This is a genomic window from Bradyrhizobium sp. NBAIM18 (assembly GCF_020193825.1).
Lineage (GTDB): Bacteria > Pseudomonadota > Alphaproteobacteria > Rhizobiales > Xanthobacteraceae > Bradyrhizobium > Bradyrhizobium yuanmingense.
Map to the genome: position 1 here is coordinate 1 of NZ_JADYVO010000033.1, position 20,869 is coordinate 20,869.

24 protein-coding genes are annotated in these 20,869 nt (G+C 65.3%); 9 read left to right on the plus strand and 15 right to left on the minus strand.

The window, feature by feature from the left end; genetic code table 11:
- Positions 1-192: 192 nt before the first annotated feature.
- Entirely contained in the window at positions 193-1,125 is a 933-nt protein-coding gene (locus I6F17_RS35410) for a DMT family transporter (protein ID WP_225132273.1), read from the minus strand.
- A gap of 422 nt (positions 1,126-1,547) precedes the next feature.
- Between I6F17_RS35410 and I6F17_RS35415 the strand changes: the two genes are divergently transcribed.
- Positions 1,548-2,840 (plus strand): adenylosuccinate synthase, encoded by a 1,293-nt coding sequence (locus I6F17_RS35415; RefSeq protein ID WP_225132274.1) that lies wholly within the window; start codon positions 1,548-1,550, stop codon positions 2,838-2,840.
- A 37-nt stretch (positions 2,841-2,877) separates the two neighbouring features.
- Positions 2,878-4,467: a hypothetical protein gene (locus I6F17_RS35420; protein ID WP_225190470.1), complete on the plus strand. Its 1,590-nt coding sequence runs from the start codon at positions 2,878-2,880 to the stop codon at positions 4,465-4,467.
- Between the two features lie 166 nt (positions 4,468-4,633).
- Here I6F17_RS35420 and I6F17_RS35425 read toward each other — a convergent pair whose 3' ends face one another.
- The 3 genes from I6F17_RS35425 to I6F17_RS35435 all read right to left on the minus strand — a co-directional run bounded on the left by I6F17_RS35425 (position 4,634) and on the right by I6F17_RS35435 (position 5,655).
- Complete coding sequence (locus I6F17_RS35425) at positions 4,634-4,906, minus strand: hypothetical protein (protein ID WP_035998968.1); 273 nt, start codon at positions 4,904-4,906, stop codon at positions 4,634-4,636.
- 252 nt (positions 4,907-5,158) lie between these two features.
- Complete coding sequence (locus tag I6F17_RS35430) at positions 5,159-5,377, minus strand: hypothetical protein (protein ID WP_036022080.1); 219 nt, start codon at positions 5,375-5,377, stop codon at positions 5,159-5,161.
- A gap of 35 nt (positions 5,378-5,412) precedes the next feature.
- Positions 5,413-5,655: a hypothetical protein gene (locus tag I6F17_RS35435; protein WP_036022082.1), complete on the minus strand. Its 243-nt coding sequence runs from the start codon at positions 5,653-5,655 to the stop codon at positions 5,413-5,415.
- A gap of 142 nt (positions 5,656-5,797) precedes the next feature.
- Between I6F17_RS35435 and I6F17_RS35440 the strand changes: the two genes are divergently transcribed.
- Both I6F17_RS35440 and I6F17_RS35445 read left to right on the plus strand, forming a co-directional pair.
- Positions 5,798-6,223, plus strand: a complete 426-nt coding sequence (locus tag I6F17_RS35440; protein WP_035998913.1) for a DUF5413 family protein — start codon at positions 5,798-5,800, stop codon at positions 6,221-6,223.
- A gap of 58 nt (positions 6,224-6,281) precedes the next feature.
- Positions 6,282-6,824: a DUF4112 domain-containing protein gene (locus I6F17_RS35445; RefSeq protein WP_085972009.1), complete on the plus strand. Its 543-nt coding sequence runs from the start codon at positions 6,282-6,284 to the stop codon at positions 6,822-6,824.
- Between the two features lie 212 nt (positions 6,825-7,036).
- Here I6F17_RS35445 and I6F17_RS35450 read toward each other — a convergent pair whose 3' ends face one another.
- From I6F17_RS35450 to napE, 11 genes are all read right to left on the minus strand, one after another.
- On the minus strand, positions 7,037-7,330 hold the full coding sequence (locus I6F17_RS35450) for a hypothetical protein (RefSeq protein ID WP_024337713.1): 294 nt from the start codon (positions 7,328-7,330) through the stop codon (positions 7,037-7,039).
- A 212-nt stretch (positions 7,331-7,542) separates the two neighbouring features.
- Positions 7,543-7,707, minus strand: a complete 165-nt coding sequence (locus I6F17_RS35455; protein ID WP_225132218.1) for a DUF3309 family protein — start codon at positions 7,705-7,707, stop codon at positions 7,543-7,545.
- Between the two features lie 108 nt (positions 7,708-7,815).
- Positions 7,816-8,235, minus strand: a complete 420-nt coding sequence (msrB, locus tag I6F17_RS35460; protein WP_035998918.1) for a peptide-methionine (R)-S-oxide reductase MsrB — start codon at positions 8,233-8,235, stop codon at positions 7,816-7,818.
- A gap of 30 nt (positions 8,236-8,265) precedes the next feature.
- Positions 8,266-8,970, minus strand: a complete 705-nt coding sequence (msrA, locus tag I6F17_RS35465; protein WP_057028015.1) for a peptide-methionine (S)-S-oxide reductase MsrA — start codon at positions 8,968-8,970, stop codon at positions 8,266-8,268.
- 240 nt (positions 8,971-9,210) lie between these two features.
- Complete coding sequence (locus I6F17_RS35470) at positions 9,211-10,296, minus strand: lipase family protein (protein WP_225132219.1); 1,086 nt, start codon at positions 10,294-10,296, stop codon at positions 9,211-9,213.
- A 461-nt stretch (positions 10,297-10,757) separates the two neighbouring features.
- Positions 10,758-11,873 carry an ATP-dependent RecD-like DNA helicase gene (locus I6F17_RS35475; RefSeq protein ID WP_128264114.1) on the minus strand — a complete coding sequence of 372 codons (1,116 nt, stop codon included), beginning with the start codon at positions 11,871-11,873 and terminating at the stop codon, positions 10,758-10,760.
- A gap of 267 nt (positions 11,874-12,140) precedes the next feature.
- Positions 12,141-12,794, minus strand: a complete 654-nt coding sequence (locus I6F17_RS35480) for a NapC/NirT family cytochrome c (protein ID WP_035998932.1) — start codon at positions 12,792-12,794, stop codon at positions 12,141-12,143.
- Complete coding sequence (locus tag I6F17_RS35485) at positions 12,791-13,261, minus strand: nitrate reductase cytochrome c-type subunit (protein ID WP_035998936.1); 471 nt, start codon at positions 13,259-13,261, stop codon at positions 12,791-12,793. The genes I6F17_RS35480 and I6F17_RS35485 overlap by 4 nt, the downstream gene beginning before the upstream one ends.
- Positions 13,258-15,771 carry a nitrate reductase catalytic subunit NapA gene (gene napA / locus I6F17_RS35490; protein ID WP_225132220.1) on the minus strand — a complete coding sequence of 838 codons (2,514 nt, stop codon included), beginning with the start codon at positions 15,769-15,771 and terminating at the stop codon, positions 13,258-13,260. The genes I6F17_RS35485 and napA overlap by 4 nt, the downstream gene beginning before the upstream one ends.
- A gap of 16 nt (positions 15,772-15,787) precedes the next feature.
- Positions 15,788-16,102 carry a chaperone NapD gene (locus tag I6F17_RS35495; RefSeq protein WP_036041048.1) on the minus strand — a complete coding sequence of 105 codons (315 nt, stop codon included), beginning with the start codon at positions 16,100-16,102 and terminating at the stop codon, positions 15,788-15,790.
- Between the two features lie 26 nt (positions 16,103-16,128).
- Entirely contained in the window at positions 16,129-16,314 is a 186-nt protein-coding gene (gene napE / locus I6F17_RS35500; RefSeq protein ID WP_018318384.1) for a periplasmic nitrate reductase, NapE protein, read from the minus strand.
- A 230-nt stretch (positions 16,315-16,544) separates the two neighbouring features.
- Here napE and I6F17_RS35505 point away from each other — a divergent pair, with 230 nt between their 5' ends.
- The 5 genes from I6F17_RS35505 to I6F17_RS35525 all read left to right on the plus strand — a co-directional run bounded on the left by I6F17_RS35505 (position 16,545) and on the right by I6F17_RS35525 (position 20,801).
- Entirely contained in the window at positions 16,545-17,750 is a 1,206-nt protein-coding gene (locus tag I6F17_RS35505) for an LLM class flavin-dependent oxidoreductase (RefSeq protein WP_225131761.1), read from the plus strand.
- A 330-nt stretch (positions 17,751-18,080) separates the two neighbouring features.
- Positions 18,081-18,965: a DUF3618 domain-containing protein gene (locus tag I6F17_RS35510; protein WP_338107429.1), complete on the plus strand. Its 885-nt coding sequence runs from the start codon at positions 18,081-18,083 to the stop codon at positions 18,963-18,965.
- Between the two features lie 11 nt (positions 18,966-18,976).
- Complete coding sequence (locus I6F17_RS35515; protein ID WP_036041045.1) at positions 18,977-19,654, plus strand: hypothetical protein; 678 nt, start codon at positions 18,977-18,979, stop codon at positions 19,652-19,654.
- Positions 19,651-20,067 carry a phage holin family protein gene (locus I6F17_RS35520; RefSeq protein ID WP_036041044.1) on the plus strand — a complete coding sequence of 139 codons (417 nt, stop codon included), beginning with the start codon at positions 19,651-19,653 and terminating at the stop codon, positions 20,065-20,067. Before I6F17_RS35515 ends, I6F17_RS35520 begins: the two co-directional genes overlap by 4 nt.
- A complete protein-coding gene (locus I6F17_RS35525) occupies positions 20,064-20,801 on the plus strand; it encodes a hypothetical protein (RefSeq protein ID WP_225131762.1) in 738 nt (245 codons plus the stop codon). The genes I6F17_RS35520 and I6F17_RS35525 overlap by 4 nt, the downstream gene beginning before the upstream one ends.
- Positions 20,802-20,869 lie beyond the last annotated feature (68 nt).

Here is a 20,869-nt window from a genome sequence, read left to right on the forward strand (position 1 = left end):
TGCTTACCCTCCGCTGGAGGGGGAGGGTCGATCGCGCGAAGCGCGAGCGGGGTGGGGGGTCTCTCAACTCGGGCAGTGTCGAACGTGGAGAGACTGTCACCCCACCCCGGCTCACATTTCGCTGCGCTCAATGTGAGCCGACCCTCCCAGGGAAGGGTAAGAGGCACCTGCGTATTTGCATGAATGCTGCGGCTACGCCGCCTGCTTTCGCGACGCCGCGAACACGCCCGCCAGCACCAATGCGAAACCGATGAAGTGGAACGCCTGCGGGTGCTCGCCCAGAAACGCCATCGCCATGATCGAGCCGAACACCGGCACGACGTGGAAGAACGGTGCGGCGCGGTTGGCGCCGATCAGGCGCACGCCGCGATTGAAGCAGAGATAGGCGAGCGTCGAGGGAAAGACGGCGACGTAGAACAGGGTCAGGAGGTTCGGCCCGTCGAGCTTCATCACCGGGCGCGCGGACAGTTCCCAGATTTCCAGCGGAATGAGACAGGCGGCGCCGCAGCCGAAGGTGAAGGCGAGGAACGAGAGGCCGTGCATCGGCGGCCGCTTCAGAGACAGCACCGAATAGAGCGCGAAGATCAGGAGCGCGAGCAGGAAGATCAGGTCGCCCTTGTTGACGTCGATGCTCGACAGCGCGGTGAAATCGCCGTGCAGCAGGATGGTCAGCACGCCGCACATCGACAGCAGCACGCCGAAGGCCTGCGCGGCGGTGAGACGGATGCCGAGGATGACCAGCGACCACAGCGCCACCAGCAGCGGCGCGGCCGATTGCAGCAGCAGCGTATTGAGCGCCTGGGTGTGCTCCAGGGCCCAATATTGCAGCGTGTTGAAGGCGCCGATGCCGGTGACCGAGAGCGTGGCCATCAGGCCGAGCTTGCCGCGGATCGCCGGCCAGTCCTGCACGAGATGCTTCCAGGCGAACGGCAGCACCAGCAGGAAGGCGAAGAACCAGCGCAGGAACGACAGCGTCACCGGCGGAATGTGGCCGGCAGCGAGCCTACCGACGATGGCGTTGCCGGCCCAGCACAGCGCGGTGATGCTGAGCAGCAGGTAAGGCTGGTTGGCGATCCAGCTGTGGCCGGATGTTTCCGCGGGCGTGGTCTGGCCGGTGGCGGACATTGTGACGGTTGGGCCCCGCGTCGAGTACGCCGAGCCCTCCGGCCCGGCGAGGTCCGGGCCGGCTGATCACCCGGCAGGTCCAAAGACACGGAAATCGAGGTTGCATCAACGCCGACGGGCGCATCGCGACCATGCTGGCGGCGAAGGCGGCCTCTCCCGCTTTGGTCGAAGCTGTTGCGCCGGCCTGCCAGGGTTCGGGATTTTCCGCGGATATCAAGGGCTTGGACCGGACGTTGGACCCCGAAAAAGCCCCGTTCTTGCTTGCCTAGAAGGGCTGCTTCCTTTATCCGGTTGGCTGCCTTGCGTGCGGGCGGCTCCGGCTGCCGATTGGGCTGGGCGCAGGCGTGATCCCGGAAGAGTGGGCACCGGTTTTCCGCGAGGATCATGCCTTCTAGAGACAGATTGAACAGGATTACCCGCGAATGGCCAATGTTGTCGTCGTCGGCGCCCAGTGGGGCGACGAAGGGAAGGGCAAGATCGTCGATTGGTTGTCGGAGCAGGCGGATATCGTCGTCCGCTTCCAGGGCGGCCACAACGCCGGCCATACGCTGGTGATCAACGGCAAGACCTACAAGCTCGCGCTGCTGCCCTCCGGCGTGCTGCGCGAGGGCAAGCTGTCGGTGATCGGCAACGGCGTCGTGTTCGACCCCGCCGCCTTCCTCGACGAGGTCGCCAGGCTCAGGTCGCAGGGCGTCGATGTCGGCCCCGACAACCTGCGTGTCGCGGAAAACGTCACGTTGATCCTGCCGCTGCACCGCGAGCTCGACGCGCACCGCGAATCCGCCAGCGCCGCGACTGCGATCGGCACCACCCGCCGCGGCATCGGGCCGGCCTATGAAGACAAGGTCGGCCGCCGTGCCATCCGCCTGATGGATCTGGCCGATCATCAGACGCTGCCGCACAAGATCGACCGCCTGCTGGCGCACCACAACGCGCTGCGCCGCGGCCTCAATTTGCCGGAATTCGACAGCGCGGTGATCCTGAAGGAGCTGATGGCGATGGCGCCGCAGCTCCTGCCCTATGCCGAGACGGTCTGGCGGCTGCTCGATATCGAGCGGCGCGCCGGCAAGCGCATGTTGTTCGAGGGCGCGCAAGGCGCGCTGCTCGACGTCGACCACGGCACCTATCCCTACGTCACCTCGTCCAACACGGTGGCGGCGCAGGCCGCGACCGGCGCCGGCCTCGGGCCGGGCGCGGTCGGCTACGTGCTCGGCCTGTGCAAGGCCTACACGACCCGCGTCGGCCAGGGCCCGTTCCCGACCGAGCAGGACAACGAGATCGGCCGCAAGATCGGCGAGCGCGGCCGCGAGTTCGGCACCAATACCGGCCGTCCGCGCCGCTGCGGCTGGTTCGACGCCGTGCTGGTCCGCCAGGCGGTCCGGACCTGCGGCATCAACGGCCTGGCGCTGACCAAGCTCGACATCCTCGACGGCTTCGATTCAATCGAGGTCTGCACCGGCTACAAGCTCGACGGCAAGGAGATCGACCATTTCCCGGCCGGCGAGGGCGCGCAAAGCCGGGTCGAGCCGATCTACGAGACCATCGAGGGCTGGAAGGAGCCGACCGCCAATGCGCGGTCCTGGGCCGACCTGCCGGCGCAGGCCATCAAATATGTCCGGCGGATCGAGGAATTGGTGGGATGTCCGGTCGCGCTGCTTTCCACCAGCCCGGAACGCGAAGATACTATCCTGGTGCAAAATCCGTTTGAGGCTTAACGATATCTTACCGGGACGCGCGTATAGTTGAGTAGAAATGGCTGATTACTATCCGCTGATCGCCCGCGCTATTGCCGCCCTGGACCCCAACGCTCCCGGCGAAAGCCGTCGCGCGCTCTATGAACGGGCGCGCACGGCCCTGATCGCGCAGCTGCGCAGCGTGCAGCCGCCGCTCTCCGAATCCGAGATCACCCGGGAACGGCTGTCGCTCGAGGAGGCCGTCCGCAAGGTCGAATCGGAGGCCGCCCAGCGAGCCCGCGAGGCCTCGCGTCCCGGTGGCGGCGCCCGCTCCGGCTCGAGTGGCGATGCCTTCCGCCGCGCCAGCACCCGTGCCACCGAGGCGAGCCCGGCTGCGGCTCCGCCGCGCACGCGTCCGGCCCCGACGCCGCCGCGCGCCGACCGCCCGTCCTTCAACGTCGATGATCAAGGCGAGGCCCCGCGGCCGCCGCGCGCGCCCCGTTTCGACGCCCCGCGTCCACCTGGCCCCGCCGCCCCGCCGCCGGAGCCGCCGGCCGGCCGCGATCGCCAGGGTGGGCGGCGTCCGCCCGACGTCGGCCCACCGCCGCCGCTGCCGTCCTCACCCGGCGTGCGCGGCTTCCGCGACATCACGGCCGACGCCAACGATCTCGGCGGTGCCGCCGCGCAGGCCAGCCGCGCCGCGCGCCGCACCTACGCCAACGTGCCCTCGCCCTCGCCGGAATTCGACCGGCTGGAGCCGAGCCTGGAAAACCGCGCCGGTGAGACCGAAGCGCCCTATTCCTACGACGAGTCGATCGAGGAGGCCGAGCGCTACACGCCGCAGCCGCCGTCGCCGCGTCCGCGCATCGCCCCCGATCGCGACGTCAAGAAGCGCGCCCGCACCGGCTCCACCTTTCCGTTCAAGAGCGCGATTGCCGTTGGCATCGTGCTTATCCTGGTCGGTGCCGGCATCCTCTGGGGCAAGCAACTGGTCCAGATCGTCAACGGCTTTCTCAAGCCGTCCGCGACGCAAGTTGCGGATACGCCGACGACCCCGGCGCAGCCGCAGAGCAAGCCCAAGATTCCCGATCGCGTCGGTCAGCCCTCGGCGGACCAGCCGGTCGCGCCGGTGGCGCAGAAGGTCGTGCTCTACGACGAGGATCCGTCCGATCCGAAGGGCAAGCAATATGTCGGCTCGGTGGTGTGGCGGCTCGAGCCGATCAAGGCCTCGGGCAACCAGAAGGCCGACGTCGCCGTGCGCGCCGACATCGAGATTCCCGACCGCAAGTTCAAGATGACGATGTCGTTCCGCCGCAACACCGATTCCTCGTTGCCGGCGAGCCACACGGCGGAGCTGACCTTCATCCTGCCGCAGGATTTCCCCGGGGGCAGCGTCTCCAACGTGCCGGGCATCTTGATGAAGTCGAACGAGCAGGCCCGCGGCACGCCGCTCGCCGGGCTCGCGGTCAAGGTCACCGACGGCTTCTTCCTGGTCGGCCTCTCCAATGTCGATGCCGACCGCGCCCGCAACGTCCAGCTCCTGAAGGAGCGCTCCTGGTTCGACGTGCCGCTGGTCTACGCCAACCAGCGCCGCGCCATCATCGCCATCGAGAAGGGCGCCCCCGGCGAGCGCGCCTTCAACGACGCCTTCGCGCAGTGGGGCGATTAGGCTTACTCCGGGAAATCTCGGCCTGCATGACCGGAGGCGTCGCCACGCACTCCGTCATTGCGAGCGAAGCGAAGCAATCCAGAGTCTTTCCACGGTGACAGTTCTGGATTGCTTCGTCGCAAGCGCTCCTCGCAATGACGGCGGAGCGGCAGCGTCGCTACCCCTTCTACTGCGCCGCGGCTTCCCGCTTGCGCGATGCCGCGGCGGCGGCGTGCTGGCGGTCCATCACGGCGCGGCAGCCGGGGCTGACCTGCGCCTTGTTCCGCACCATGCAGGCGGTGATCCGCGGGATGTCGGGAATCTCGCTGGAGCACAGCCGCATGGCGTCACCCGAGCACATCTGCTGGGCTTCTTGCGTGAAGGCGAGACTGGGTGAGGTCTGGAGAGCGAAGGTGGTGGCGACTGCGAAGAGCGAAGCGATGGTCTGAAGGCGTGTCATGTGGAATGGATCCCCGAGTTCCCTTAAGGCTTGAGCCGCTTGGTTTTGGGGCGCCGCACGCGGCTTGATCTGCCGCATGTCGCAGCCTTCACGTCGGGAGCTTCGATCCCGCGTGTGGTCGCTCGACTTCTTGATGCTCGAATCGAAAGTGCTGCGCCGCCCGAGCGAAGTATGCGCCATTGTCACGCGCCCGCAATGGCCGGCACAAAGGAATTCGCAATTGTTGCACGCCAGTCACGTCGCGCGATCAGATCAGCCGATCGGAGACGCTTGTTCCTCATCGCTCGCGCCGAGAGCGGCGGCGTGCTCCTCGACAGCGGTAACGCCCTTGGGCGTCAGCTCGAACAGATCGCCGTCCTTCATCACGTAGCCGTCGGCGATCAATTGCCCCATCTTGCCATGCCGGTCGTCGGCAAAGGCAACGGACTGGCTGATGTCCCGCAGGATCGAGAGCTCTTCGTCGTGCAACATGGCGTCACTCTCCGTTGGCGGGTATGGGTCCGCCCTCACATGCCGTGGCTCTGAAACACCTTGCTGCAGGACTTCGACAGCTTGGCCCGGTTGGCTTGCAGGCAGCTCTGCACCGCGCCGTCATTGCCGAGGTCCTTGCGGCAGAAGCGCTGCGCATCGCGCGTGCAAGCCTGCCGCTCCTGCGGCGTGCCCATATGGCCTTGGGCCAGCGCGGGTGCCGTCGGCAGGCTGCTCAGGGCCGCCAGCGCGATCGTCGCCAGGAGAAATTTGCGGGCCATCGGCGGCTCCAGTCTGCCAGGGGTCAATTCAGGTCCAGCATGAACTCATCGCCTTGCCACTTGTTCCCCTTAAGGAGCCCGGCGCCCGCTGTTCAAGGTTCCCGCTGCGCTGCTATAACGCCTGCAGAGTGTGAGGTGCTTGATGAAACGCTATCTGGTATTTGCGCTGGTCGTCCCATTCATCGGCGGGTTCCTGCTGCTGCTGACGACGACCTACCAGTCAGGCTATTGGGCCCAGACCAACCTCGGCGAGGTCGGCAAGCTGTTCGCGGTGTTCTTCAAGACGCTCCAATACAGCTACCTGTTCGGGTTCTTGCCTGCGCTGATGATCGGCGCAGTCGATGACATCCTGATCCACATCCGCCGGATTGGGCCGGTCTTGCGGATGCTCCTGGTCGGCCTGTTCGCCTTCGCTCTGGCCTCGCTCACCCACAGCTCGCGCGGGCCGGATTCGGGCGCGGTGCAGTTCATCCTGTACGGGCTCGTCGGTTTCGTGCCGGCGGTGATTTCATCCTGGCTGGTGCATCGCTACGTCGAGGAGCCGCAAGCCGCGCCGGTGCCGACCTGACGCGCGGCGTTCGGGCGCGGCCGCAACCTCCGCCGCGCTGGCGCGTTCACTGAAGGCTATGGCCATGCAAGACGACGACATCCTCGCTCCGCGCAAATCCCGTTCCGGGAGCGGCTCGCATGCGCGCTTTTCGCGCGACGAGGCGCGCGGCCCGATCATCGACCAGGACGGCCACGAGATCAGGCCGGAAAGCCTGGAGCAGGGATTTCGCGAGTTTCGTTTCGAGTTCGGTCAAGGCAGCCCGTTCGGCAATCTGACGCGCGAGCAGCGGATCGCGCGGCTCGAGGCGATCGCCAAGCTGCTCGACGTCGCCTTCATCCTGCCCGGCACCAACATCCGCTACGGCATCGACGGGCTGATCGGATTGATTCCCGTCGTCGGCGACGTCATCACCACCGCGATCTCGCTGTGGCTTGTGCGCGAAGCCCGCGCGCTGGGCGCGCCCTGGCACATCACGGCGCGCATGCTCGGCAATGTCGCGGTTGACGGCGTGGTCGGCCTCGTCCCGTTCGCGGGCGACGCCTTCGACGTCATGTTCCGCGCCAACACGCGCAACGTCCGCCTGCTTCAGCGCTGGCTGGAAAAGCAGCCGCGGATGTAGGACCGTTCCTCTCCGCAAATGGATGAAGATGATCGAGGTCGTCATGCCCGGGCTTGTCCCGGGCATCCACGTTCTTCCTGCCGCTCGGCAAGGCGTGGATGGCCGGGACAAGCCCGGCCATGACGCTGCTGCGGAAAGCCCCAAAACACAAAAGGCGCGACGACCTTTCCGCCATCGCGCCTTCTGCGCACATCGAACTTTGTTGCGAAAGCTTACGCCGCGTCGGCGTCGGTCTCCGCGGCCGGGGCCGGCTTAGGCCGGCGGGGCAGCGGGAAGGCATCGCTCTCGTACAGCGAGCGGATGCCGTTCTGGTCGAAGCGCGCTTCCTCGACCTGGAGATAGGCGCCGTTCAGCGAGTCCGTCGGCAACTGCTCCATCGCGAACTGCACGGCCTCGGCCGCAGTGCCGAACCGCCGATAGGTGAAGCCCGCGCGCTTCTTCTTGCGGATGGCGGCGGGGAAGAGCTCGGCGGAGGTGTTGAAGTTGAACGGACGCAGTGGACGCATGGTCAAAGACCTCGTGATCTTCTCTGGGGCTTTAAGCGCGTGGGGTTGGGGAGGGCAGGGGCCGCAATCGAGCGGGCCCGCCGCATGTCGTTGTCGCCTTCTAATATAGGCCGATTTGACAAAAATGCGACCCCCGCGATGCGAGATGATGAATCAGCGCATGGCAGCCCCGCGGAGACGAAACTTATCAATATTTCAAAGACTTATATGGCTTAAACTTTGCCAAGAAGCAGCAGCACGACCAGGATGACCAGCACGACCCCGCCGATCCCGATACCGGAATGGCCAAGGCCATAGCCGTAGCCGCCGAACCGGCCGGACAGGCCGCCGATGAGATAGATGATCACCAGGATGATCAGGATGGTCCCAAGCGCCATGGCATCCTCCCTGGCGGCCACCGAAATGCGATGATCGGCCGCACCGCCAGAGCAGAAAAGCACATCGCGCCGTCGGGTTCCACGGCGGAACCCGGCGGCGGGCTTGGGTTATTTGGGCTCGAGCTTCAGGGCCGCGGAATTGATGCAGTAGCGCAGGCCGGTCGGCCCGGGGCCGTCGGGGAAGACGTGGCCGAGATGGCCGCTGCATTTGGAGCAGAGCACCTCGGTGCGGATCATGCCGTGGCTGGTGTCCCGCTCCTCATCGATGTGGCTCTCGACCGCGGGCTGAGTGAAGCTCGGCCAGCCGCAGCCGGAATCGAACTTGGCATCCGACTCGAACAGCACATTGCCGCAGCCGGCACAGACATAGGTGCCGGCACGGTGGTCGTGCTCATATTCGCCCGAGAAGGGACGCTCAGTCGCCTTCTCGCGCAGCACGGCGTATTGCATCGGCGTCAGCTCACGCCGCCACTGCTCTTCACTCTTGATAACCTTGTCGTCGGTCGCTTTCGTCTTGGTGTCGGGCATGGGTCTCCCGTTGCTTTGGGGATCTCGCGATCAGTTGGTGGCCTTGCCGGCATTCACCAGCGTCGGCTTCTCGATGTAGTTATCCGCGAACAGCTTTTTCAGGTTCTCGACCTTGGGGATGTCGTTATAGACGATGTAGGGCTGGTTCGGGTGCAGCGTCAGATAATCCTGGTGATAGGCCTCCGCCGGATAGAACGCCTCCAGCGCGCCGATCTTGGTCACGATCGGCTTGTTGAACACCTTGGCGCCGTTGAGCTGGGCGATATAGGCCTCCGCGACCTTCTTCTGCTCGTCCGACGTGGTGAAGATGGCCGAGCGATATTGCGGGCCGACGTCGGGACCCTGGCGGTTGAGCTGGGTCGGGTCGTGCACCACCGAGAAGTAGATCTGGAGGATCTTGCCGTAGGAGATCTTCTTCGGGTCGTACTTGATCTCGACCACCTCGGCATGGCCGGAGCGGCCGCTCGACACGGTCTTGTAGTCGGCGGTCGCCTTGGTACCGCCGGCATAGCCGGAGACCGCGTTGACGACGCCTGCGGTGTGCTGGAAGACGCCTTGCACGCCCCAGAAGCAGCCGCCGGCGAGCACGGCGGTCTGGACGCCACTCGCGGGCGCCGCGTCCAATGTAGGGGCTGGGATCACGACCGCCTCCTCCGCGGCCCGCGACGGCATCACGAAAGCCAGCGTCAGGGCGGTGGTTGCGGCGAGCAGGGTGGCGAGGGCGGTTCGGCGCATGGCAATCCTCTTTCGGCAATCCTCGTGCGCGAGGCTGACAGTCTAGGGCGGTCAGGACCGGGCGAACAGCCTGCCCCGGCCGCGTTTTCGCATCATCCGAGATACGGGCCGTACCGCAGATTGTTACGCCGGGGCGGACACGAGACCGTGAGGACGCGGCTGACGCGGCGACGGGCCGGCTTGGCGGGATGCGGAACTCCGCGCTAGATGATTTACTTGGTCGCCGGGAAGGTGCAGCGCTCACGCCAGCGAATTGAACCAGTCGAACGCCGTCGCGTTTCCGTTCAGAACGGCCGCTTCGCCATAGAGGCTCGACAGGAACGTGCCGCGATGGCTTGCGCCATTGACCGCGACGCCCGCGGCGAAATGCCCGCCGGCGGCGATCGCGGGCCGCACCAACCGGGGATGCAGGGCCTCATCCGCCAGCCCGTAGTAAAATCTGATCGGGGAATCGTACTGCCAGTACGTCGCACCATTGCCACCAAGGCGGCGCAGCAATGCGCTGTTAGTCTCGTTAGTGAAGCGATCGAAGAAGCCTTCGACCAGGAAATCGCCGGCGGGCGGAATGCTCTTCGCGATCTCGCCCTCGAGGCTGTAATCGGACCAGTATTTCTCCGCGAAGGCTTGATATTGGGGCTTGACCGCCGTCTTGAACAAGTCGGTCAGCCCGTAGTAGCGGCGATAGCTGCCGAGCAGGACGATCAGGCAGGGTGTGATCCAGGCCGGCGGCATCGGGTAGGAGGTTTCCGAGGCCGGAATATAGGCCGTGGGGTTCGTCCAATAGTGAAAGCTCTCGGCGAGATCATTGAACGGACTCTGTGTGGCGGTCGCCCGCACCTTGATGCCGCGGCGCTGCAGCTCCTGTTTCAGCCACTGCGTGTTCAAGGCGCCTTGCGACCAACCGTTCAGGAACAGGTTAGATGGGCGCAGGCCCAGTGTCCGCAATTCGTGCAACCCTGCCGTCAGGATGTCGAGGCAGCATTGCACCGTCGCGCCCTTCACGGCATAGGCTTCGCTCCGACCGTCGCGATGGAGGCCCTTGCCGATGTAGTCGGCGGCGATGACGGCATAGCCGTTGCCGGCGAAGCGCTGGATGTTGAACAGGGTCTCGAGCGAATCGACATTGTCGCGCAGCTCGTAATTTTCCTCCTTCAGCCGCAGCAGGTTCGATGGGACCTGGTCGAAGGAGAGGATCGTGCCGTGCTGCCATGACAGCAGCGGCAAGGCGCCGCGCGCGCCGGCCGGCACCGCAAGCAGGCCGCTGACCTTGACGCGTTCTCCCGTTTCGGGGATGCGCGTGAAGGTGGCGATGCGCCGCAGCTCCACGTCGTTGCGTGCTGCAAATTTCGGGGAAGGCAGCTGGCAGGATATTGCCTTCGTTGAACACGGTATAAAACTTTGCGGCCAGCGCATTGAGCCGTTCCTTGGACACGCGCACAGGCTGGGCCACATCCGCGCGTCGAACCTGCGCCGTCAACCCAAAAGCATTTTCCGGAATTGCCGTTGACAGCGCGAGGCCCGCTGCCGCGCTCCCGGACTTGAGGAAGCTCCGGCGGCTCACCACAACATCATCGAGCCGGTTACAGAGCTCATCAGGCTTTGTCGCGCGCGAGGTCATGCGTTCCACTCCGAGGCAGATCGCAAGCTGATACAGCACAAAGCCTAGCGGGCAGTGAACGCACCTCGTCGTGGCTGCTCATTGTGTGCGGGTGTGGTCCGGATGAGCGCAGCTACATGCGGCTGGTTCTGTTTCGGATATCGCTACGCTCATCCGCGCTACGGCAGCTTCATACCACCACGCTCAGCCGTTTCGCGGCACGCGTGATGCCGGTATAGAGCCACCGCGCCCGCGAATCCTGGAACGCAAAGCTCTCGTCGAACAGCACGACGTCGTCCCATTGCGAGCCCTGCGATTTGTGCACGGTCAGGACGTAGCCGTAGTCGAACTCGTCATAGGGCTTGCGCTGCTCCCAGGCGATCTGCTCGACGCCGCCCTCGAAGCAATCGGCGCGCACTGAGACCTTGGTCACCTTGTGACCGAAATCCTCATCCGGCGACAACCGCATCGAGAGGATGCGCGATTTCGATCGAGAGGTGTTCCGCGACTTGACGCGCCACAGGCCGCCATTGAACAGGCCCTTCTTGCGGTTGTTGCGCAGGCACACCAGCTTGTCGCCGGCGACCGGGAACTGGTCCTCGATGTTCTGGCGCTGGCGCACCCGCATGTTGTAGGCGCGGCGTGTGTTGTTGCGGCCGACCAGGATCTGGTCGGCGCCCATGACGCGATCGGGGTCGAGCTCCTTGCGCGTGACGACCTCGCTCTCGCCGTAGCGGCCGATGTCGAGCTCGCGTCCCTCGCGCACGTCCATCGACATCCGCACGATCGGATCGTCCTGGGCCTGGCGATGCACCTCGGTCAGCATCGCGTCCGGCTCGGAATTGGTGAAGAAGCCGCCGCCCTGGATCGGCGGCAGCTGCGCGGGATCGCCGAGCACCAGCAGCGGGCAGTCGAACGACATCAGGTCGCGCCCCAATTCGGCATCGACCATCGAGCATTCGTCGATCACGATCAGCTTCGCCTTCGACGCCGGCGCATCGTCCCACAATTCGAAGCTCGGCTGCTCCTCGCCGGATTCGCGGGCGCGGTAGATCAGCGAATGGATGGTGGATGCGCCGTCGCAGCCCTTGTTGCGCATGACGAGGGCCGCCTTGCCGGTGAAGGCGGCGAACTTCACCTCGCCGTCGACGCCCTCGGCGATGTGCCGCGCCAGCGTGGTCTTGCCGGTGCCGGCAAAGCCGAACAGGCGGAACACCGGCGGCGTGCCGCCCCGTCCCGGCTTGGCCTTGAGCCAGTCGCCGACGGCCTTGAGCGCAGCATCCTGATGCGGGGTGAAAGTGGCCATGTCTGTCTTGAGGGAGCGGCGAATGAGGCGATTCGCCTTCCCCCAAAACTAACCATTCGCCCCGCTGGTTCAAGCGCGGGCCCGTCGCATTTGAAGTCCGTTCCCGGCCGCCATCCTTCGAGACGCCCGCCTTTGGCGGGCCCTCAGGATGAGGGCTGAGTGCGCGGCGGCATTTTTGGCGGGCAAGATGCCGTTGAGCCTCATCCTGAGGAGGCTGCGAAGCAGCCGTCTCGAAGGACGAGGCGTTCACTCAGGCGTCGCCAAACCCTACTGCCAGCCGGGAACGCCGCGCATGTCGGGCAGCTGGTGGGCGATGCCCTTGTGGCAGTCGATGCAGGTCTTTTCCTTGGTGAACAGGAAGCGCTGGTGCGCCACCGAGGCCCGCGGCGACTGCTTGGTGATGTCCATGGAATCGGCGCTGTGGCAGTTGCGGCATTCCAGCGAGTCGTTGGCCTTGAAGCGCGCCCATTCGTGCGCGGCGAGCTCGAGCCGGTGATCCTGGAATTTCTCGCGGGTGTCGATCGTGCCGAAGATCTTGCCCCAGACCTCCTTGGAGGCCTGCATCTTTCGCGCGATCTTGTCGGTCCAGTTGTGCGGCACGTGGCAGTCCGGGCAGGTCGCGCGCACGCCGGAGCGGTTGGTGAAGTGGACGGTCGACTTCAGCTCGGCGTAGACATTGTCCTTCATCTCGTGGCAGCCGGTGCAGAACTTCTCGGTGTTGGTGATCTCCAGCGCGGTGTTGAAGCCGCCCCAGAAGATCACTCCGGCGACAAAACCGGCCAGCACCAGGGTGCCGAGCGCGAACACCGAGCTCGGCCGGGTCAGCACCTGCCACAGCTCGAGCAGGAACGCCCGGCTGCGCGCGATGACGCCGCGCTTGGCATTCAGCTCCGCGTTGGGATCGTCGGCAGTCGTCGTCATCTGCGGCCACCCGGGCTTGCGCGTGACAGCAGCGTGTCGATGTCGGTGAAATCGTTGCTGACTGGAGGATTGGCGGTGTTCTGCGGCACGTGGCATTCGGTGCAGAAGAAGCGGCGCGGCGAGACCGAGGCCAGGAACTGGCCGTCGCGATCCATGAAGTGCGTGATCGAGACCATCGGCGCCTGCGACTCCGCCGTGCGCGCCCGTGCATGGCAGGACAGGCATTTGTTGCCGTTGAGGTCGACCTGATAGCCGTCGATATTGTGCGGGATGACGGGCGGCTGCTCCGGATAGTTGCGCACCTCCTTCTCGGAGGTGTTGCGGTTCGGCAGCATCGGCGGCGCCGGGCCCTCGTCGTTGAGCGGGGTCGGGCCGCGCAGGCCGGAGGTCACCGTCTGCGCCGTCAGCGAGCTTGTGCCGGCTGCGATCGCGAAGGCGAGCAGGATGATTGCGGATCGTTTCATCATGACATGTTCACCCGCTCGATGCGCACGGCGCATTTCTTGAAGTCGGTCTGCAGCGAGATCGGATCGGTGGCGTCGAGCGTCACCTTGTTGATCAGCTTGGATTCGTCGAACCACGGCACGAAGACGAGACCGCGCGGCGGCCGGTCGCGGCCGCGCGTCTCGACGCGGGCGCGGATGAAGCCGCGGCGGGAGACCACCTTCACCTCGTCGCCGCGGCGCAGTTTCATGTCCTGCGCATCGTCCGGATGCATGAAGCAGACCGCTTCGGGAAAGGCCTTGAACAGTTCGGGGACGCGGCGCGTCATGGTGCCGGAATGCCAGTGCTCCAGCACGCGGCCGGTCGAGAGCCAGTAGGTATATTCGTTGTCGGGCGATTCCGCCGGCGGCTCGTAAGGCAGCGCGAAGATGCGGGCCTTGCCGTCGGCATGGCCGTAGAACTGCACGTTGGTGCCCTGCTTGACGTAGGGGTCGCTGCCTTCGCGGAAGCGCCACTTGGTCTCCTGGCCGTTGACGACGGGCCAGCGCAGGCCGCGCTCCCGGTGATAGGTGTCGAACGGCGCGAGGTCATGGCCATGGCCGCGGCCGAACTGGGCATATTCCTCGAACAGGCCCTTGTGGACGTAGAAGCCGAACGCCTTGGATTCGTCGTTGGCATAGCCCGGCTCGATATCGGTGACCGGGAATTTGTCGACCTGGCCATTCTTGTAGAGCACGTCGAATAGGGTCTTGCCGCGATATTCCGGCTTCTTGGCGATCAGCTCCGCGGGCCAGACCTCCTCGATTCTAAAGCGCTTGGAGAACTCCATGAGTTGCCAGAGATCCGACTTCGACTCGCCCGGCGCGGGGACGAGCTGGTGCCAGAACTGGGTGCGCCGCTCGGCATTGCCGTAGGCGCCTTCCTTCTCCACCCACATCGCGGTGGGCAGGATCAGATCGGCCGCAAGCGCGGTCACCGACGGATAGGCATCCGAGACCACGATGAAATTGTCGGGGTTCCGGAAGCCTGGATAGATCTCCTCGTTGACATTGGGACCGGCCTGCAGGTTGTTGTTGACCTGCACCCAATAGGCGTTGATCAGTCCGTCCTTCAGCATCCGGCTTTGCAGCACCGCGTGCGCGCCGGGTTTGTCGGGAATGGTGCCCTCGGGCAGCTGCCAGATCTGCTCGGTGTGGTCGCGATGCTTCTTGTTGGTCACCACCATGTCCGCGGGCAGACGGTGCGAGAAGGTGCCGACCTCGCGCGCGGTGCCGCAGGCCGAGGGCTGGCCGGTCAGCGAGAACGGGCTGTTGCCGGGCGCGGAGATCTTTCCGGTCAAAAGGTGGATGTTGTAGACGAGGTTGTTGCACCAGACGCCGCGGGTGTGCTGGTTGAAGCCCATGGTCCAGAACGAGACCACCTTCGTCTTCGGATCGGCGTAGAGCTCGGCGAGCGCCTCGAGACGGTTGAGCGGCACGCCCGACATTTGGGCGGCTTTCTCCAGCGTGTACTCCGACACGAACTTGGCGAATTCGTCATAGCTCATGTCGGTGGCGTCGTTGGGCTTCGCGGCGCCCGTCGCCTTCTTCTGCAGCGGATGCTCGGGCCGCAGGCCGTAGCCGATGTCGGTCTGGCCGCGCTTGAACACGGTATGCGCGGCAACGAAGTCCTTGTTGACGCGACCGGTCTTGATGATGTGGTTGGCGATGGCGTTGAGGATGTACAGGTCGGTGTGCGGCTTGAACACCATGCCGATGTCGGCGAGGTCGAACGAGCGGTGCTCGAAGGTGGAGAGCACGGCGACGCGGACATGCGGTGCGGACAGCCGGCGGTCGGCGATGCGCGTCCACAGGATCGGATGCATCTCCGCCATGTTGGAGCCCCACAGCACGAAGGCGTCGGTCGCCTCGATGTCGTCGTAGCAGCCCGGGGGCTCGTCGATGCCGAAGGTGCGCATCATGCCGGCGACCGCCGAGGCCATGCAGTGCCGGGCGTTTGGGTCGATGTTGTTGGTGCGGAAGCCGGCCTTGAACAGCTTGACGGCGGCATAGCCTTCCCAGATCGTCCACTGGCCGGAGCCGAACATGGCGACGCCGTTGGGCCCGCGCTTCTTGATCGCCTCCTTCCACTTCAGCTCCATGATGTCGAAGGCTTCGGTCCAGCTCACCGGCGTGAACTCGCCGTTCTTGTCGTACTTGCCGCCCGTCTTGCGCAGCATCGGCTGCGTCAGCCGGTCATGGCCGTACATGATCTTGGAGAGGAAGTAGCCCTTGACGCAGTTGAGGCCGCGATTGACCTCGGCCTTGATGTCGCCATGGGTGGCGACGACGCGGTTGTCCTTGGTCGCGACCATCACCGAGCAGCCGGTGCCGCAGAAGCGGCAGGCGGCCTTGTTCCATTTCAATTCGCTCTCCTTCCGCTCAGCGGCGAGGTTGGCGGCGAGCCCCGGTGCCGGCAGGCCGGCGGCGGCCGCGGCGATCGCGGCGGCCTCGAGCTTGAGCATCTGGCGGCGGTCGAGCTTCGGCGATGTCATGATGGCTCTTCCTGACTCAGGCGGTTTCGATGGCGTGGAAGACGAGCGCCGCGGAATAGACGTTCGGCAGCGACTGGATGGTGTTGAGCAGCGTGCCGAGACTGCCGGCATCGGGCGCTTCGGTCACGACCACGAGCTTGCCGCGCGAGTCGCGGCCGTGGATCTCGCAGCCGGGCAGCGCGGTGATCTCGGCTTCGAGCTCGGCAAGGCGCTCGGGCCGCGCCTGCACGATGATGCTGGCGATCTCGGCGCCCGGCGGTGCGATGACGCGGTCCGCGCTGAGCACCCGGCCGGTGATCAAGGCGCGGCGGTTGAGTGTGGCGTGAGCCATGATGCCTGTCTTTCGCTGGTTGCGGATCAGTGCGGGGAGGGCGGCGGGCCGGGAGGGCCGGCGAACATCTGGTAGATCCAGACGCCGAGCCCGTAACTGCCGACGGTCCCGACCGCGAGGACGGGCATCACGATCGCGGTCAGGAACAGGAAGGCGAAAATCTCCATGCGCTTACGGCGCACGCGCGACGTCGTGTCGTCAGGGGCCGACATATTCGGTCTCTTGAAGCTGTGGGGAATCGTGACGGCATCCGGGCCGTCGCCTTGCTGCACTTTAGATACGTTCCACCCGACAACGCGTTGATTTGGATCAATGTCGGTCGGCTGCTTCTCGCTGCCCCGGAGGATGGATCGTCTCCCACATGGCGGAATTGCGCATCCGTAGACAGCGTCGCCTCGCGCATTAAGATGCCGTTAACAACAATAAGCGGGAGAGCGACGCCATGAAGTTCGGCATCTTCTACGAGCTGCAGCTGCCGCGGCCCTGGGCGGCCGGCGACGAACTCGCCCTTTATCAGAATGCGCTCTCGCAGATGGAGCTCGCCGACAGGCTCGGCTACGACCATGCCTGGGTGGTCGAGCATCACTTCCTCGAGGAATATTCGCACTCGCCCTCGCCAGAATCCTTCCTGGCTGCCGCAAGCCAGCGCACCAAGAACATCCGGCTCGGCCACGGCATCCTCCAGCTCACCACCAACCATCCGGCGCGCGTCGCCGAGCGCGTCGCGGTGCTGGATCTGCTTTCGAACGGCCGCTGCGAGTTCGGCATGGGCGAGAGCGCCTCGATCACCGAGCTCGAGCCGTTCGGCCGCGACATGGAGACCAAGAAGGAGATCTTCGAGGAGGCGGTCGCGGCCATCTTCCCGATGTTCAAGGACGCCGGCTCAGAGCATCACGGCAAGTATTTCGACATCCCCTTGCGCAATGTCGTGCCGAAGCCGGTGCAGAAGCCGCACCCGCCGCTGTGGATGGCCTGCTCGCAGCTGCCGACCATCGAGCGCGCCGGCCGCCACGGTTTCGGCGCGCTCGGCTTCCAGTTCGTTAGCGCCGATGCCGCGCATGCCTGGGTGCACGCCTATTACAACGCCATCACCAAGCGGCTGCACAAGCTGGCCGATTACGAGATCAATCCGAACATTGCGCTGGTCTCGTTCTTCATGTGCGCCAAGACCGACGAGGAGGCGCGTGCGCGCGCCGACGGCGCCACCTTCTTCCAGTTCGCGCTGCGCTTCTACGGCGCTTCGCAGAACCGCCAGCGCCCCGCGCCCTACACCGTCAACATGTGGGACGAGTACAACAAGTGGAAGCGCGACAATCCGCAAGCCCAGGAGGCGGCGCTGCGTGGCGGCCTGATCGGCTCACCCGACACGATCCGAAGGAAGCTGAAGCGCTTCCAGTCCTCGCACATCGACCAGGTCATCCTGCTTAACCAGGCCGGCAAGAACAGCCACGAGCATATCTGCGAATCGCTGGAGCTGTTCGGCCGCGAGGTGATGCCGGAGTTCCAGAACGATCCGGCGCAGGCGGCCTGGAAGCAGGGGGTGATGAGCGGCGAGATCGAGCTGGAAGAGATCGATACCGAGGCCTTCACCGATCGCTACGGCAAGCTGGCGATCAACGTGGCCCCCGCGAAGGCGGCGGCGGGGTAGCCTGTAAGCAACGACAGGTCCTGCTTCCTGGCGCTGAAGCCGGTGCGGTGAGCCGCGCATCAGTGCGGCGTTTTGACCCGGAGCAGACCTTTCGAACCCTCTGCATCCAGCAATGGCTGGGCGCTCGACGTCGCTCTCCCTTGCGCTGCTTCACGCATATCGTCGTCCCAGCAAGCGCCCAAGCGGCGCGAGGAACGATTCAACACAGCGTGAGTTCGACCTCAAATCCAAGAAACAAAGCAAGAGGGTAACGCGATGACACGATCCGTGGAGGAGTTGAGACGCGAGTCCGAGCGTAGCCGCGCGGAGCTGGCGGCGACGGTCGGACGGTTGAAGGAGCAGATATCGGACACCGCCGACGACATTCGCCACAAGGTCTCGCCGCAGCACATCAAATCCGAAGTCACCGAATACGTCAGCCACAAGACCCAGAGCTGGGTCGAAGGGCTCAAGCAACAGATCATGGACAACCCGATGGGCGCGGTCGCCGCGGGCGCCGCAGTGGGCGTTCCGTTGCTTCGGTTGGTGCGAGGTACGCCGTTGCCACTTCTCATGATCGGCGCAGGACTCGCCCTGACCTCGAAGACGGTGCGCGATCGTGCTGCAGACGTCACCGGCCCGGTCTTGGACAAAGCCGGGCACATGCTTGAGGAGGTGGCCGAGGGCGCACGGGCGATGCAGGGTGATGCCAAGGAGACGCTGTCCTCCGCGCAAAGCCGAACCGCTGGCATAGCTGGTGACGCGCAGGAGAAGGCCGCCGGCATTGCCGCTGATCTGCGGGAGAGCGCGGCGCGTGCTGCCAGTTTTGCGAGTGAAAAGCTCAAGAGTGGCATGAATGCAACCAGGGATGCCGCCGCGAGCGCGCCTGATCAGGCCCGGCAGACCATTGGCGACAATGCTGCGCTCATCGGCGGCCTGGGCATCGCGATCGGCGCCATCATTGCGGCTGCTCTTCCCGAGACCAAGGTCGAAGCTAAGGTTATGGGCCGGACGAGCGACGGGGTGAAGCAGGCTGCTGCCGCCGCGGCGCAATCCGGGTTCGAGGCCGCGAAAGACGCCACCACGTCGGCGGCCGATGCTGCGGCGCAAAGGGTCGCCGATGCTGATCTCGGCACCCATGCCAGCCGCATGACGCAGAACATGGCGGACACTCTGAAGGAGGCTGCGGACGACGTGGTCAAAGCTGCCTTTAGCCCCTCTCAAACCAACACCTGAAGGAACCCATCATGAGCGATTTGGACCCGCACAACGTGACGCAGTTCGCAAAGAACCAGGACAAGGGCGCCGCGAAGGACATGAAAGAGCAGATCGGCGATGCCGGAGCTGAGATGAAGCAGCGCGCCGGCGATGCGTTCCGGGAATCGGCCGACGTCGCGCGAGACAAATTCGGCGAGGCCGCGGATGCAGCAAAGGGCGTCGCGGACGGAACCATGGACCAGATCCAGAGCCAGGCGCGCGAACAGCAGCGATCGGGCGCCGATTTCGTCGAGCGCCTCGCGGGCAACATCCGCGAGGCCGGCCGGGCTTTCGAGAGCGACGTACCGTTCGCCGCACGCGGCATCGGTTCGGCGGCGGACTATGTCGAGGATGCTGCCCGGAAGATCCGGGACGGAAGTTTCCGAGATCTTGTCGCAGGCGCGACCGATTTCGCCAAACGTCAGCCGGCCGCCTTTCTTGGCATATCGGTGCTGGCTGGCTTCGCGGCCGTTCGCTTCCTGAAGGCATCGGGCGGACAGTCGTCATCCCAAGGGCAGCGCAACACCCCCGGCAGCACGTCGGGGAGCGGGCAAACGTCGGGTGGGACCCCGTTTTCGGCGGGAGAGCAAAGCTGGAATCAGGAGTCCGGGACCCGTAACCCCCATACGCAACAATCCTCATCCTTCCAGGGCAGCACGTTACCATGAGCATCGAGCGCGATATCAAAACCAGCAAAAGCGAGTTCAGGGAAATCTCGACGCTGCTCGGCGATGCCATGTCGCAGTTCGCCAAGCTGTTCCAGAACGAGATCGACCTGGCAAAGGCAGAAGTTGGCGAGAAGCTCCAGAAGATCGGCGGCGCCGTCGGCTTGATCGTAGGCGGCGCCGTTCTGGTGATCCCGGCCATCGTCATGGCCTTATTCGCTCTATCCGCCGCATTGATCTCCGCAGGATGGTCGCAGCCGCTGTCATATCTGACATCGGCAGTCATCGCTGCGGCCGTCGCCGCCGCGCTGGTCGCCATGGGCATGAACCGGCTTGATATGCGTCAGCTGGCTCCCCGCGAAACGATCGGCCAGCTGGAAAAAGACAAGGACACCGTGAAGGGAATGGTGCGATGAGCAGCACAAAGACCGGCTTTATCGACAATCTGGTAACGGCCGCCAGGGACAACCCGCTCGCCGCAGCCCTCATCGGAGGCGGCGCGCTTTGGCTGTTGGCCGGCGACCAGAGGCTGAAGACTGTGCCGCGTTCCGCCGCCGAGGCCGTCGAACCTGTTGCCGATATCGGGACGAGAGGTTTCAGGTCGGCAGCATCCGCGATCAAGCAGACCGTGGCGCCGCCGACCGCCCCCGAAATGGACAACGACGGCTCGCAAGGGTTCGGGGAGACCCTGCGTGGCGCGACCGCCGCCGCTTCCGATACTGTCTCGCAGGCCGCCGAGGGCGTCCGGGATCGTTTCGACGAGGGCGTCGCCTTCGCGCAGGAGCAATTCGGCAAGCTGGGCAATGCGCTTCCGAACAAGGACACCATGACGAGTGCGAAGTCGTCACTGGCGGACATGCTGGAGCGGCAACCGCTCGTGCTGGGGGTCGTGGGCATCGTAATTGGTGCGGCCGTGGCGGGCGCGTTCCGCGCCTCCGAGATCGAGAACCAGTACATCGGAGACGTCAGCGACGACGTGAAGGCCGACCTGAACCGGCGCGCCGGTGCGGTCTCGCAGGCCCTGCGCGAAGCCTCGGACACGGTTGTCTCGGAAATCAGCGATACCGGCGCCGAAATTGTGGACCGGGTCAAGCAGGCCGGGATGGACGCCGCGGCAGCTGCCCGCGCCGAGGTGAAGGCTCCGCAATGAGGCGAGGGAGAGCGGGGTGCGTCGGCCACCCGCCCCGCTCTGGTTGGGTGATCAGGCAGGTGGGTTGT

Excerpts from the sequence above, each read along its gene's own strand:
- I6F17_RS35410 (WP_225132273.1), bottom strand. The coding sequence starts at position 1,125 with ATGTCCGCCACCGGCCAGACCACGCCCGCGGAAACATCCGGCCACAGC.
- I6F17_RS35415 (WP_225132274.1), top strand. The coding sequence starts at position 1,548 with ATGGCCAATGTTGTCGTCGTCGGCGCCCAGTGGGGCGACGAAGGGAAG.
- I6F17_RS35420 (WP_225190470.1), top strand. The coding sequence starts at position 2,878 with ATGGCTGATTACTATCCGCTGATCGCCCGCGCTATTGCCGCCCTGGAC.
- I6F17_RS35425 (WP_035998968.1), bottom strand. The coding sequence starts at position 4,906 with ATGACACGCCTTCAGACCATCGCTTCGCTCTTCGCAGTCGCCACCACC.
- I6F17_RS35430 (WP_036022080.1), bottom strand. The coding sequence starts at position 5,377 with ATGTTGCACGACGAAGAGCTCTCGATCCTGCGGGACATCAGCCAGTCC.
- I6F17_RS35435 (WP_036022082.1), bottom strand. The coding sequence starts at position 5,655 with ATGGCCCGCAAATTTCTCCTGGCGACGATCGCGCTGGCGGCCCTGAGC.
- I6F17_RS35440 (WP_035998913.1), top strand. The coding sequence starts at position 5,798 with ATGAAACGCTATCTGGTATTTGCGCTGGTCGTCCCATTCATCGGCGGG.
- I6F17_RS35445 (WP_085972009.1), top strand. The coding sequence starts at position 6,282 with ATGGCCATGCAAGACGACGACATCCTCGCTCCGCGCAAATCCCGTTCC.
- I6F17_RS35450 (WP_024337713.1), bottom strand. The coding sequence starts at position 7,330 with ATGCGTCCACTGCGTCCGTTCAACTTCAACACCTCCGCCGAGCTCTTC.
- I6F17_RS35455 (WP_225132218.1), bottom strand. The coding sequence starts at position 7,707 with ATGGCGCTTGGGACCATCCTGATCATCCTGGTGATCATCTATCTCATC.
- msrB (WP_035998918.1), bottom strand. The coding sequence starts at position 8,235 with ATGCCCGACACCAAGACGAAAGCGACCGACGACAAGGTTATCAAGAGT.
- msrA (WP_057028015.1), bottom strand. The coding sequence starts at position 8,970 with ATGCGCCGAACCGCCCTCGCCACCCTGCTCGCCGCAACCACCGCCCTG.
- I6F17_RS35475 (WP_128264114.1), bottom strand. The coding sequence starts at position 11,873 with ATGGCCACTTTCACCCCGCATCAGGATGCTGCGCTCAAGGCCGTCGGC.
- I6F17_RS35480 (WP_035998932.1), bottom strand. The coding sequence starts at position 12,794 with ATGACGACGACTGCCGACGATCCCAACGCGGAGCTGAATGCCAAGCGC.
- I6F17_RS35485 (WP_035998936.1), bottom strand. The coding sequence starts at position 13,261 with ATGATGAAACGATCCGCAATCATCCTGCTCGCCTTCGCGATCGCAGCC.
- napA (WP_225132220.1), bottom strand. The coding sequence starts at position 15,771 with ATGACATCGCCGAAGCTCGACCGCCGCCAGATGCTCAAGCTCGAGGCC.
- I6F17_RS35495 (WP_036041048.1), bottom strand. The coding sequence starts at position 16,102 with ATGGCTCACGCCACACTCAACCGCCGCGCCTTGATCACCGGCCGGGTG.
- napE (WP_018318384.1), bottom strand. The coding sequence starts at position 16,314 with ATGTCGGCCCCTGACGACACGACGTCGCGCGTGCGCCGTAAGCGCATG.
- I6F17_RS35505 (WP_225131761.1), top strand. The coding sequence starts at position 16,545 with ATGAAGTTCGGCATCTTCTACGAGCTGCAGCTGCCGCGGCCCTGGGCG.
- I6F17_RS35515 (WP_036041045.1), top strand. The coding sequence starts at position 18,977 with ATGAGCGATTTGGACCCGCACAACGTGACGCAGTTCGCAAAGAACCAG.
- I6F17_RS35520 (WP_036041044.1), top strand. The coding sequence starts at position 19,651 with ATGAGCATCGAGCGCGATATCAAAACCAGCAAAAGCGAGTTCAGGGAA.
- I6F17_RS35525 (WP_225131762.1), top strand. The coding sequence starts at position 20,064 with ATGAGCAGCACAAAGACCGGCTTTATCGACAATCTGGTAACGGCCGCC.